This window comes from Paraclostridium sordellii (genome assembly GCF_000953675.1).
Lineage (GTDB): Bacteria > Bacillota > Clostridia > Peptostreptococcales > Peptostreptococcaceae > Paraclostridium > Paraclostridium sordellii.
Genome location: NZ_LN679998.1, coordinates 68,127 through 80,237, shown reverse-complemented (window position 1 = coordinate 80,237; position 12,111 = coordinate 68,127). Strand labels below are relative to the sequence as shown.

13 protein-coding genes and 1 other annotated feature (1 of these 14 cut by a window edge) are annotated in these 12,111 nt (G+C 27.9%); of the genes, 2 read left to right on the top strand and 11 right to left on the bottom strand.

Going from position 1 to position 12,111, the window contains the following annotated elements:
* Positions 1–135, bottom strand: a binding site (T-box leader); it reaches 75 nt to the left of the window's first position.
* An 81-nt stretch (positions 136–216) separates the two neighbouring features.
* Both ATCC9714_RS00465 and ATCC9714_RS00460 read right to left on the bottom strand, forming a co-directional pair.
* Positions 217–741, bottom strand: coding sequence for a spore maturation protein (locus ATCC9714_RS00465; protein ID WP_021126884.1), 525 nt, complete (start codon positions 739–741; stop codon positions 217–219).
* A complete protein-coding gene (locus ATCC9714_RS00460; RefSeq protein WP_021130320.1) occupies positions 738–1,298 on the bottom strand; it encodes a nucleoside recognition domain-containing protein in 561 nt (186 codons plus the stop codon). Before ATCC9714_RS00460 ends, ATCC9714_RS00465 begins: the two co-directional genes overlap by 4 nt.
* 150 nt (positions 1,299–1,448) lie before the next feature.
* Here ATCC9714_RS00460 and ATCC9714_RS00455 point away from each other — a divergent pair, with 150 nt between their 5' ends.
* Together ATCC9714_RS00455 and ATCC9714_RS00450 are read left to right on the top strand one after the other, a co-directional pair.
* Positions 1,449–2,882 (top strand): nicotinate phosphoribosyltransferase, encoded by a 1,434-nt coding sequence (locus ATCC9714_RS00455; protein WP_021130321.1) that lies wholly within the window; start codon positions 1,449–1,451, stop codon positions 2,880–2,882.
* Between the two features lie 23 nt (positions 2,883–2,905).
* On the top strand, positions 2,906–3,334 hold the full coding sequence (locus ATCC9714_RS00450) for an Lrp/AsnC family transcriptional regulator (RefSeq protein WP_055340967.1): 429 nt from the start codon (positions 2,906–2,908) through the stop codon (positions 3,332–3,334).
* A gap of 41 nt (positions 3,335–3,375) precedes the next feature.
* Here the strand turns inward: ATCC9714_RS00450 and ATCC9714_RS00445 are convergent, their stop codons facing one another.
* The 9 genes from ATCC9714_RS00445 to ATCC9714_RS00405 form a co-directional block, all read right to left on the bottom strand.
* Positions 3,376–4,083 carry a M15 family metallopeptidase gene (locus ATCC9714_RS00445; RefSeq protein WP_021126890.1) on the bottom strand — a complete coding sequence of 236 codons (708 nt, stop codon included), beginning with the start codon at positions 4,081–4,083 and terminating at the stop codon, positions 3,376–3,378.
* A gap of 121 nt (positions 4,084–4,204) precedes the next feature.
* On the bottom strand, positions 4,205–5,395 hold the full coding sequence (locus ATCC9714_RS00440) for a pyridoxal phosphate-dependent aminotransferase (protein WP_057545874.1): 1,191 nt from the start codon (positions 5,393–5,395) through the stop codon (positions 4,205–4,207).
* A 187-nt stretch (positions 5,396–5,582) separates the two neighbouring features.
* Positions 5,583–6,281, bottom strand: coding sequence for an HD domain-containing protein (locus ATCC9714_RS00435; RefSeq protein ID WP_021126893.1), 699 nt, complete (start codon positions 6,279–6,281; stop codon positions 5,583–5,585).
* A gap of 17 nt (positions 6,282–6,298) precedes the next feature.
* Positions 6,299–7,132: a 16S rRNA (cytidine(1402)-2'-O)-methyltransferase gene (gene rsmI / locus ATCC9714_RS00430; protein WP_057545875.1), complete on the bottom strand. Its 834-nt coding sequence runs from the start codon at positions 7,130–7,132 to the stop codon at positions 6,299–6,301.
* Positions 7,133–7,885: a tRNA1(Val) (adenine(37)-N6)-methyltransferase gene (locus ATCC9714_RS00425; protein ID WP_055340972.1), complete on the bottom strand. Its 753-nt coding sequence runs from the start codon at positions 7,883–7,885 to the stop codon at positions 7,133–7,135.
* Positions 7,886–7,942: 57 nt separating this feature from the next.
* Positions 7,943–8,827, bottom strand: coding sequence for a PSP1 domain-containing protein (locus ATCC9714_RS00420; protein ID WP_021130328.1), 885 nt, complete (start codon positions 8,825–8,827; stop codon positions 7,943–7,945).
* Positions 8,824–9,759 carry a DNA polymerase III subunit gene (locus tag ATCC9714_RS00415; protein ID WP_057545876.1) on the bottom strand — a complete coding sequence of 312 codons (936 nt, stop codon included), beginning with the start codon at positions 9,757–9,759 and terminating at the stop codon, positions 8,824–8,826. Before ATCC9714_RS00415 ends, ATCC9714_RS00420 begins: the two co-directional genes overlap by 4 nt.
* Positions 9,760–9,761: 2 nt before the next feature.
* Positions 9,762–10,451 (bottom strand): dTMP kinase, encoded by a 690-nt coding sequence (locus tag ATCC9714_RS00410; protein ID WP_021130330.1) that lies wholly within the window; start codon positions 10,449–10,451, stop codon positions 9,762–9,764.
* Positions 10,452–10,522: 71 nt separating this feature from the next.
* Positions 10,523–11,938: an aminotransferase class I/II-fold pyridoxal phosphate-dependent enzyme gene (locus tag ATCC9714_RS00405; RefSeq protein WP_057545877.1), complete on the bottom strand. Its 1,416-nt coding sequence runs from the start codon at positions 11,936–11,938 to the stop codon at positions 10,523–10,525.
* Positions 11,939–12,111 lie beyond the last annotated feature (173 nt).

Below are 12,111 nucleotides of genomic sequence, written 5' to 3'. Positions count from 1 at the left end.
TCACCGATTACCATACTATTAGTTCAAGTAATCTTCTCCAAAGCTCTCTTCACATTAAACTTTATTACTAGGCTCACACCAACCCTAGCTCGCTGAAATTCCATTTAGTGCTACTCTCTTCTTCTTAGAATTTATTTTCTGAATTTTTATTATAAGCATATTATAGTTGCTTAAATTTAAATTGTAAATATATTTTTTATTTTTTTATAAAAATTTTCAACTAAATAATATGTAACATATAAAAACAGCTGCGATTACACCCGCAATATGACTAAGCATAGAGCATGTTAGTGTATGTCTAGTATTTTTAATTTTTAAACTACCAAAATATATTGCCATAGTATAAAAAATTGTTTCTGATGAACCAACTATAGTTGCTCCCATTTGTTCTATTAATGTCCCCATTCCAACTCTTGTTGCAAGTTCATTATACATTCCTAGAGCTCCACTTCCCGACAAAGGTTTTATTACTATAAGCCCTATTAATTCTTTTGGAATACTCATCAAGTTAGTTATAGGTTTAAATATAAATTCTAACATATCTATTCCTTTTCCACTTTTAAAGATTCCTATGGCTAAAAATATTCCGATTATGTATGGAAGTATTGTCCAAGTAGCTTTTAATCCATCAATTGCCCCCTTTACAAAGCTATCATAAATATCTACTCCCTTTATTTTACCATGTACAACTATTACCAAAATAATTATAGGTATTATTGAATTTGAAAAAATATTTATCATTTTCTATACCTCCTTCTTTGAAGCAATTTACAACTAGTGATTGCAACAAATGTAGAGATAAGGGTTGCAAATAAAGTACTTGCTATTATTTCACTTGGATTACTTGCCCCACCATCTAATCTTAGCTTTATCATAGTAAAAGGAATTATTTGTATAGAAGAAATATTTATTACCAAAAACATAACCATATCATTTGTAGCTGTATCTTTTTTATTATTTAAAGTTTGTAATTCATTCATAGCTTTAAGTCCAAAAGCTGTTGCTCCATTCCCTGCTCCTAACATATTTAAAACAATATTCATCACAATGTATGACATAGCTTTATGTCCTTTGGGAATAGAAGGAAATAACCTTTTTAATATTGGATATAGCATATTTCCTATTTTACTTATTAACCCAGAATCTTTAGCTATATTCATAACTCCCATCCAAAGAGCCATTATACCTGCTAAACTAACTGCAAATTCTATCCCTCTAGATGCTTCGCTTAATATAACTTCATTCAATTGGCCTAAGTTATTTGTTAATATGCTTCCAATAATTCCTATAAATATCATCCAAAACCATATCTTTGCTATATAAATCCCCCCCCTCTTATCAATTTTATGATACTAAGTTATCAGATTATACTTGAAACTTATCCTATATTATGATTAAGTATACTTATGTAATTTTTTTATATTTTTAGGGTAATAAGGAGATATATAATGAAAAACTTAACACTTCTTACTGACTTATATCAACTGACTATGATCAATGGTTATTTCGAGAATAATGTCCATAATGATATTGTTGTGTTTGATATGTTCTTTAGGAAAAACGCTTGCAATGGTGGGTATACTATAGTTTGTGGTATAGATCAACTGGTTGAATACATAAATAATCTTAATTTCTCAGATAGTGACTTAGATTATCTTAGAAGTTTAAATTTATTCTCAGAAAGTTTCTTAGATTTCTTAAAAAATTTTAAGTTTACGGGAGATATTTATGCAGTCCCTGAGGGTACTGTAATGTTTCCAAATGAGCCTATAATCAGGATAAAAGCTCCTCTTTATCAAGCTCAACTTATTGAAACTGCATTACTTACAATAATTAATTTCCAATCTTTAATTGCAAGTAAAGCTTCTAGAGTATGTTTTGCAGCACAAGGAGATTCTGTTTTAGAATTTGGATTAAGACGTGCTCAAGGGCCTGATGCAGGTATTTACGGTGCAAGAGCTGCTATAATTGGGGGATGTAGTGCTACTGCAAATACATTAGCTGGGAAAATGTTTAATATACCAGTAGTTGGAACTCATGCTCATAGCTGGGTTCAAAAATTTGATTCAGAATTAGAAGCTTTTGAAGCTTATGCTAAAATTTATCCAGATAAATGTCTTTTATTAGTAGATACATATGATGTATTAAATAGTGGAGTTCCAAATGCTATAAAAGTTTTTAAAGACTTAAGAAGTAAAGGATTTGAACCATTAGGAATAAGACTTGATTCTGGAGATTTAGATTACTTATCTAAAGAATGCAAAAAATTATTAAAAAAATCAGGTTTTGGAAATGTTAAGATTACAGCTTCTAATGATTTAGATGAACATACCATATCTGAGCTAAAGTCATCTAATTCTCCTATAAATTCATGGGGAGTTGGTACAAAATTAATAACTTCCTCAGATTCACCATCATTGGGCGGAGTATATAAACTTGTTGCCTCATATAAAAACGGTGAACTTGAGCCTAAAATAAAAATTTCTGAAGATCCGGAAAAAATAACTAATCCTGGATACAAAAAAGTTGTTAGAATATATAATGAACAAGGTAAAGCTGAAGCAGATTTAGTTATGCTTGAAAATGAAACATTAGATACAACAAGACCTCTAACAATTTTCCATCCAGTTTATACATGGAAGAAAAAAACTTTTAAAAACTATACTATCAAAGAACTACTTCAACCTTTATTTTTAAAAGGTAGATGTGTCTATGAACATAAATCTGTTTTAGAAATCAAAGAATATGCACAAAATGAATTAAACACTTTATGGAGAGAATATAAAAGATTATTATATCCTCAAACCTATAAAGTTGATTTGTCTGAAAAACTTTGGAATCTAAAAAATTCTATGTTAAATACTAAAAAAAATACAAATTAGTATAAACCGAAGGGGGCCTAAATATGGACATCACAGATTGCAGAATAATTGAACTACTTCAAGAAGATGGTAGAATTTCTATGAAAGATTTAGGAAAAATAGTTGGATTAACTTCTCCAGCTGTTTCAGAAAGAGTAAAAAGACTAGAAGAATCTGGAGTTATACAAGGTTATAAGGCTATTGTTAATCCAGATAAACTAGGAAGAGTTATTAAATCTTTTATAAATATATCTCTACCAAGTGAAAATTATAATAACTTTATAGAATATGCCAAAGGTGATAATCGTATTGTAGAATGTCATCATATTACCGGTGATGACTGCTTACTTTTAAAAGTAATAGTTAAAGATATGTATGAACTAGAACAGGTCATAGACAAGATCAAACAAGTAGGTAGAACAAAAACCTCAGTAATTTTATCAACTATAATAGAAGCAAAATCAATATTATAAATTATTTTGTTTATAAAAAAAGGATGCTGTGCATCCTCTTTTTATTTTAGATCTAAATATTCTTCTAAAGTTAAATCATTCATCTTAAAATTCTTACTATGTTCTTTTCCTATATATCTATAATGCCAAGATTCATACATGTATCCTGTGATATCCTCTTTCCCCTTTGGATATCTTAGAATAAATCCATATTTATATGCATTTTCATATAGCCATTTTGCTTGTGGTGTATCATCAAACCAAGTGCCTATTGGTCTTTGAGTATTGCCTGTTGTTATATCTAAAGCTAGTCCTGTTTGGTGCTCACTAAACCCAGGTATAGCTGAGTATCTATCAGCAGCTTTTTTACCATCAGCTTTAACGTAATTATTGTATAAATCCACTTGGGTGTCATAACTTCTATATCCACTTCTTACGTTTATTCTTATTCCATCTTTCTTAGCTGCTTCTTTCATTTCATTAAAAGCTTTCATTGCTTGAGTATCTTCACTTCCACTTTCCGGTGCATAATCACTCGGTAAACCATAATCTTTATTTACAACTAACACTCCATCTACATATAATGGTTTTTCTCCTGGTATATATTCTGACTTTTTATGAACAGGCTCTTTACTAATTTCTTCAACTTTAATTTTATCTGTATCTGCATATGTTTCTTTTTCCTTAGATTTTGTAAAACTAAATATTTGAAATACAATAAATCCTATAACTACTACTATTGCAATTTTTATTGATCCTTTTTTTAACATCTCGTCCCCCATTTTTATGAATTTCAACAATACTAATAATTATACGATATATCCATTTATTCTTCTACAAATTTATTTAACTATAAAATAAAAAGATACCTTATTAAAAGGTATCCATTAATTATAACGTTATAGCTTTTTCTATTCTATCTAGTCCATCTTTTATATTTTCTAAAGACGTGGCATATGAAAGTCTAACATAATTATCATTTCCAAATCCTATTCCTGGAACCACCGCTACTTTAGCATTTTCTAATAAATAGTCTGCAAAATCTATTGAAGTATTTATAACTTTTCCATCCATAGTTTTTCCTAATAACTTACTTATGTTAACCATTACATAAAATGCTCCTTGCGGTTTTAAACAAGATAAATTATCTATATAATTAATTTTATCAACCATATAATCTCTTCTTTCTCTAAATGCATCTATCATCTCGTTTAACGAGTCTTCTGGAGCATTTAATGCTGCAATTGTAGCATATTGAGCTATAGTGTTAGGATTTGATGTAGCATGACTTTGGAAATTAGACATAATTTTAGCTATTTCTTTATTACAAGCTGTATATCCTATTCTCCATCCAGTCATAGCGTAAGCTTTTGCAACTCCATTAACAACTATAGTTAAATCTTTTATATCTTCATTGAATGAAGCTATACTCTTATGATTTCCTTCATATAATAATTTTTCATAAATTTCATCTGATATCACATATATATTATTTTTAACTGCTAAATCTGCTATAGCTTTTAAATCTTCTTCTTTATATGCTGTTCCTGTTGGATTATTTGGTGTATTTAGTATTATTGCTTTAGTATTTTCTGTTATTGCTTTTTCTAAAGCTTCAACAGTATATTTAAATTCTGCTTCTTCAGGACATTCCACAAAAACAGGTTTTGCATCTACAAGTCTAATTAACTCAGGATAACTTACCCAATACGGATTAGGAACTATCACTTCATCTCCAGGATTACATATTGCAGATAATGTATTAAATAAGGAATGTTTAGCTCCATTAGATACTACTATTTGTTCTTTAGTATATTCTAGATTATTATCTCTTTTTAACTTATCACATATAGCCTGTTTTAAGCTATCCATCCCTGATGCTGAAGTGTATCCTATACTTTCATTTTCTATAGCATCTATCGCTGCTTCTCTTATATGTTTTGGAGTTCTAAAATCTGGTTCCCCAGCACCAAATCCTATTATATCTACTCCTTGAGCTTTTAAACTTTTAGCTTTTGCTGTTATAGCCAAAGTAACAGATGGCTGTATAGATTTTAATTTATTTGATATATCTTTTTTCATTTTATCCTCCCCAAAATTACGTCACCTTTTGTAAAATCGTTTTCCATATATGTATTAATTAAACCTTTATTAAATAAAGGCTTTAATTACAAATATATAAGAGTGTATTAACTTTAATTAATTAATACACTCTTATAATATACAAATTTTTTAAAATTGTCTATATTTTCATACTAAATTTTTAAATTTAGATTCTAGAGTATCTATAAATATAATTAGTTATTCCATATGTCATATATGATTTAATTACCCCTATATCTTCTTCAGGCTTTATAAGTCTTCTAGTAGATACTATATCTGCATATCCAATCAAAAATATATCTATACTTTCATCTTTTAATTTGTCGAAAATACTAAATAAATTTTCTTTACTCATATCATTGTATCTGTAGATTTCTAATAAAGTCATATGGTACCTAATATATTTATATAATAAGTTAATATTTCTTTTGCTTAATCCTAATCTACTTCCAATTTGAAAAATTTCATTAGCTCCAAGTATCTCATGTTTTTTAAAGTGAATCCGATTATTATCATCTACAGTCATCGCTAAAGGCTTGCCCATATCATGTAAAAAAATGCCTAACTTTATAAGATCTTTTTTAGTTAATTTATCATCTATTTTTTGATTTAATGTTTTGAAAACAGCATCTCTTATATGACTATCAAAAAACTCACCATCATTTGTTATCTCTTCAAATACTTCTACTGCTCCCAAAGAATGTTCAAAACAATTTAAAACATGATACTTACATTCTCCTACACTTTTCATTTCTTTAGTTATAGGTAATACTTGCTCTAATTCTCCTAATTCGTCCATTTTTCTTATATAACTATAGCTTTTTTCACATTTTATACAATCCATTAGTTTTTCAGCTAATGTCATGCTTTACCACCTCATTACTATAAATCTAGAACTTGCTTGTAAACTATATCTTTTTTTAATTTTCTTTCTTTGCAAACAAACTTAATAGCATCTTTCTTAGTTATTCCCTCTTCCATAAGCTTTATTACATATTCTCTATCATTTAAATCATTATATTCACAAGTTTCTTCTATTTCGCCTTTAAATCCTTCGACTATAAGAACAAATTCACCTTTAACTTCTCTTTCATTGAATATGTCTATACATCCTTGTATATCAGTTCTTATAACTTCTTGATATTTCTTAGTTAATTCTCTATTTACAGCTATATTTCTATTTCCTAATATTTTAAGCATATCTTTTAGAGTATCTTTTAGCCTGTGAGGTGACTCATAAAATATTATAGTTCTTTTTTCATGCTTTATTAATTCTAATTCTTCTCTTCTTCTTTTTTTATCTCTATCTAAAAATCCTTCAAATACAAATTTACCAGTTTCTAGACCTGATCCTATTAGTGCTGTAATAGATGCTGTTGGTCCTGGTAAAACTATTACTTCTATATCATTTTCAATAGCTTGCTTTATAATTTCTTCACCTGGGTCTGATATTCCAGGCATTCCTGCATCACTTATTAGAGCTATATTTTCTCCACTTAATAACTTATTGATTAAATATCCACCTTTATTTTCTTTATTATGCTCATGATAACTTGTTAAAGGCTTAGATATTTCAAAGTGATTTAAAAGCTTTATACTATGTCTAGTATCTTCTGCCGCTATTAAATCTACTTCGTTTAAAATTTTTAAAGTTCTATATGTTATATCTTCCAAATTTCCTATTGGAGTTCCACATACGTATAATTTTCCACTCATTTATTTCTCTCCTATATCTTCGTTTGCATATATATCTTCTATATCTTTAGTATAATTACCATTCTCATCATAAACATATAATGGATCTAGTATTTTTAAATCTGGTCTTCCACCCTTTGTAAATTGAACTAACATTATATTTGGAGCTTTTCCTTGTTTAGGGTGTATAAACTGAATTTGTTTAGGTTCTAACTTATACTTTCTTGCTAATGTTATTATTTCTATTAATCTAGTAGGTCTATGAATCATATAAAATTTACCTAGGTCTTTAAGTAGTCTAGATGAAGATCTTATTACATCTTCTAAGTTACATTTTACCTCATGTCTAGATATAGCTTTTTTGTCATTAGGATTTTTTATTCCATTGTCATGCATATATGGAGGATTAGAAGTAACTACATCAAATGTATTAACTTCTAATTCATTATCTATTGTTTTTATATCTCCATTAACAATTTTAACTCTATCTTGTAAATCATTAAGTAATACAGATCTTGAAGCCATTTCAAATACTTCTTCTTGTATTTCAACTCCTATAATTTCTTTTGCTTCACTTTTTCCCGCAATAAGTATTGGTATAATTCCTGTTCCTGTTCCTAAATCAACAACCTTTGCACCTTTTCTAACCTTTGCAAAGTTTGCAAGTAAAACAGCATCTACTCCAAAACAAAATCCTGTAGTGTCTTGTATTAGCCTCAGTCCTTTTAATTGTATATCATCTATTCTTTCTGTATCCTTTAATTTTACGTCCATAAATCTACTCCTTGCTTAAAATCTATAATTTAAAGGGTAGGAATTATCCTACCCCTATTAATCTTCTAATTTTTTTAGCTCTCTTAATGTTTCTGCATCAAGTTTTTCATCTCTTGCTCCACATCCATTGCATTTTTTAGCTTCTTGTAATACTTTTATATCTTCTCTCTCATATAATTTAACATTTTTATCTTGTAATTCTACTTTAGCTTGTTCTAAAAGTGGATTTATTTCAATAACCTTTCCTTTTCCATCTGGTACTTGAACTATTGATCCAACAGTAGGCATTTTTTCTAAAGCTTCACTATAAACATCATGCTCATACTTTAAGCAACAAAATAGTCTTCCACAAATTCCAGAAATTTTAGTTGGATTAAGTGATAAATTTTGATCTTTTGCCATTTTTATTGAAACTGGTTGAAAATCTCCTAACCACGAAGAACAGCATAATCTTCTTCCACATGGTCCTAATCCACCTATAGATTTAGCTTCATCTCTAACTCCTATTTGTCTTAACTCTATTCTTGTTTTAAATATAGATGCTAAGTCTTTTACAAGTTCTCTAAAATCTATTCTTCCTTCTGCAGTAAAGTAGAATATTAATTTATTTCTATCAAATGTATACTCACAATCTATAAGAAACATAGTTAATTCATGTTCTTTTATTTTTTGCTGACAAATCTCAAACGTCTCTTTTGCTTTTTCCTTGTTTTCTAAATATATCTTAGTATCTTCTTCTGTTGCAATTCTTACTATAGGCTTTAATGGTGATACAAGCTCGCTTTCATCTAATTCTTTAGGCCCTACTACCACCTTACCATATTCTAATCCCCTTGCTGTTTCTACGACTACATCTATGTTTTTCTCTATCTCAAAATCCACAGGATCGAAATAATATATTTTACCTGCACTTTTGAATCTAACACCCACTATTCTTATCATTTAATCACCTCATATATATTTAAAGCCATTACTTGTACACTCAAATTGAAGTTACAATTGCTTCTTAACTTTTTCTTAGTTTCTTCTATTATATCAATAATCTTAGATACTTGAGAATAGTTAATTTTTTTGCTCATGTTTTGTAAGTAAGTTATTTTATCAATATTTATGATCATAGATTTATCTATATTTTCTTTAATCATCATTATATCTCTAAAATAATTTATAGTTATATCTAAAACTTCTAAGATATTATCTTTATATTTATCAAGTTTATTAGGAAGTTCCAGTATATCTACAACATTTTTTTCTAACATAATTTGTATATAATTTTGAATATCTCCCCTCATTATCATAAAGTCTGATGAGTCTGATAACTCTAAAGCTTTATTAATACTACCTCTTGAAAAAGTTGATAATATACTAGCTTTTTTTTCCTCTATACCTCTATCTTCTAAATATTTTTTTAATTCTATAGAGGGAATAGGTAAGAACTTAACTATATCACATCTAGATTTTATTGTATCTAATAGAGAATTTTTATTATTTGTTATAAGTATTATAATTACATATACTGGAGGTTCTTCTAAAGTTTTTAACAATGCATTTTGAGACTCTATAGTCATTTTTTCAGCATTATTTATTACATAAATTTTATAATCTCCATGAGGCTTTATAATTACATCTGTCTGTAAATTTCTAATTTGAGCTATTTTTATACTAGCTCCTTGTGGTTCTATATTTATATAATCCGGACTATTTTCAAGATGTTCTATTTTTAATAAATACTTTGCAAACTCCTTTGCAAATGTAGTTTTTCCAACTCCATCTATGCCTTCAAATAAGTATGCATGATTTATTTTATCCTTGTTTATAGAATTCATTATATATTTCTTAGCAAAACTCTGTCCTATAATATTATTAAAATACATATCTAGTTCTCCATAGAATTCAAATTTTCTTTAACTATATTATATATTTCTTCATGTATACTCTCTATACTTCTTAAATTTTCATTTTCTATGCAATTAATTTTATTCCAATTATATTTATTGGCTATATATAATGAGTTTTCATAGGATTTAGATAAATAACTTATATCACTTTCATGTATATCCTTTTTATCCTCTCCCGTAAACTTATTTTTCCTATTCTCCATAAGTTTTTTACTGTATTCTATAGGAACATTTAAAAATACAACACAATCCGGTTCTGGTATTTTATATAAATTAAACTCATAATCAAATAACCAATTTATAAACTTATCTCTCTCATTTTCATCCATCTTTGACGCTTGATGTACCATATTAGATGTAGTATATCTATCTGCTATTATGATTCCACCATTATTATAAAACTCTTCCCATTCAGTTTTGAATGATGCATATCTATCTGCTGCAAAAAATGTAGATGCAACATATGGATCTACATCTTCTGCATTTTTTCCAAAGTCACCATTTAAATACATCTTTACTAATGCAGATGATTCTGATTTGTAATTAGGATATTCTACTTTTTTTACCTTATATCCATCTTGTTCTAGTCTATTAAATAATTTTTTTGTTTGTGTTGCTTTTCCGCTAGCATCTGAGCCACTCTCTATGATTATTAACTTGCCTTTCATATTTCACACCTATAATTCTATAAACTTAATTAGTAAAAATTTTAGTTTAGTAGATTTTCCTTTCTGATATTTTACTTTAAATCTATAATTTGAATATATTCTAAGCTTGAGTCCTTGACTCCACTAACATTCATTCCTTTTTCTCTACACTGAAGAATATAATCTATAATCTCTTTTGTAATTATTTCCCCCGGCGACACTAAACTAATACCTGGTGGATATGGTATTATATAATCTCCAGATATTTTCCCGATACTATCATTTATTTTAACACTTTTCTTATTACTATAGAATGCTTCTCTTGGAGTTAATATTTTTTTTGGAATTTCCATAGGATAATCTACATCTCTAAGTATATCTTTATTTTTTATACTTTTTTCTATGTCAATTAATGATTCTTTTAATTTATCAAATTCATCTTTTGTATTTCCTATAGTTGCTATTAATAAAACTCCATAATAATTTGATAACTCTACCTGTATATTATAATTTTGTCTTAATATATTTTCTAACTCATACCCAGTTATACCTAATTTTTTAGTGTTTAAATATATTTTTGTTTTATCATTAGAATAATCTATTTTAATATATTTTAGAAAATTTATACTATCTTTAAAATTTTCTATGTTATTTAATAAACTTTCCATTAAGTCTTTGCCCTTGTTTAAGTAAATATCTACAGCAATTTCTAGTGATGCCATAAGTAAATAAGATGGGCTAGATGTTTGAGTTATTCTCAGCATACTAGATAATTTATCTATATCCACTCTATTTCCTTTTACATGCAACATAGATGATTGGGTAAATGATGGTAAAGTTTTATGTGTACTCTGTATAACTAAATCAGCTCCTTGACTTAAAGCAGTTTCAGGTAATTCTTCACTTAAACCTAAATGTGCTCCATGTGCCTCGTCAACAATTACACACATATTTTTACTATGAGCATAATCACAAATTTCCTTTAAATCGAAAGTATTTCCAAAGTAAGTTGGATATGTTAAAAATAAAGCTTTTGCATCTAAATTTTTATCAATAACTAGTTTTACATCCTCAACTTTTACACCTTCTATAATATTGCTATATTCATTTATACTTGTATTTATATATACAGGTTCTATATCTCCAATTATACATGCATTAATTGCCGATTGATGACAATCTCTATTTATTATTATTTTTGCTTTTGGTTTCACTATAGATGTTATGGCTGCTTCTATCCCACAAGTTGATCCATTGACTAAGTAATATGTTTTATCACTTTTAAATACCTCTGAAGCCATTTCTAGAGACTTTCTTATAGCATCTTCTGGTGAATGTAAATTATCAGTACCTGGTATTTCAGTTGTATCTAATTTATATATACTTTTTAATAGTTTTTCATAACCCAATGATTCATAAATAAACCCCTTTTTATGTCCTGGCATATGAAAAGATATTATATTATCATCAATAATTTTATTTAAAGAATTTATTATAGGCGTATTCATTTATATATAGCTTTAAATTAATTAAAGCTCCTCCTTCCACATATATTTTTATTCAAATAAAAGCCACTTAAAAAGTGACTTTTTTAAATAAAAAAAGATTACGTGGCTACGTCCTACTCTCCCAGGCAGCTTCCCACCAAGTACCATCGGCGCTAAAGAGCTTAACTTCTGTG

Bases quoted from the DNA above. Each gene is read 5' to 3' on its own strand.
- ATCC9714_RS00440 (WP_057545874.1), bottom strand. From the start codon at position 5,395: ATGAAAAAAGATATATCAAATAAATTAAAATCTATACAGCCATCTGTT.
- ATCC9714_RS00455 (WP_021130321.1), top strand. From the start codon at position 1,449: ATGAAAAACTTAACACTTCTTACTGACTTATATCAACTGACTATGATC.
- ATCC9714_RS00445 (WP_021126890.1), bottom strand. From the start codon at position 4,083: ATGTTAAAAAAAGGATCAATAAAAATTGCAATAGTAGTAGTTATAGGA.
- rsmI (WP_057545875.1), bottom strand. From the start codon at position 7,132: ATGAGTGGAAAATTATACGTATGTGGAACTCCAATAGGAAATTTGGAA.
- ATCC9714_RS00410 (WP_021130330.1), bottom strand. From the start codon at position 10,451: ATGAAAGGCAAGTTAATAATCATAGAGAGTGGCTCAGATGCTAGCGGA.
- ATCC9714_RS00405 (WP_057545877.1), bottom strand. From the start codon at position 11,938: ATGAATACGCCTATAATAAATTCTTTAAATAAAATTATTGATGATAAT.
- ATCC9714_RS00465 (WP_021126884.1), bottom strand. From the start codon at position 741: ATGATAAATATTTTTTCAAATTCAATAATACCTATAATTATTTTGGTA.
- ATCC9714_RS00435 (WP_021126893.1), bottom strand. From the start codon at position 6,281: ATGACATTAGCTGAAAAACTAATGGATTGTATAAAATGTGAAAAAAGC.
- ATCC9714_RS00415 (WP_057545876.1), bottom strand. From the start codon at position 9,759: ATGTATTTTAATAATATTATAGGACAGAGTTTTGCTAAGAAATATATA.
- ATCC9714_RS00450 (WP_055340967.1), top strand. From the start codon at position 2,906: ATGGACATCACAGATTGCAGAATAATTGAACTACTTCAAGAAGATGGT.
- ATCC9714_RS00420 (WP_021130328.1), bottom strand. From the start codon at position 8,827: ATGATAAGAATAGTGGGTGTTAGATTCAAAAGTGCAGGTAAAATATAT.
- ATCC9714_RS00425 (WP_055340972.1), bottom strand. From the start codon at position 7,885: ATGGACGTAAAATTAAAGGATACAGAAAGAATAGATGATATACAATTA.
- ATCC9714_RS00460 (WP_021130320.1), bottom strand. From the start codon at position 1,298: ATGATATTTATAGGAATTATTGGAAGCATATTAACAAATAACTTAGGC.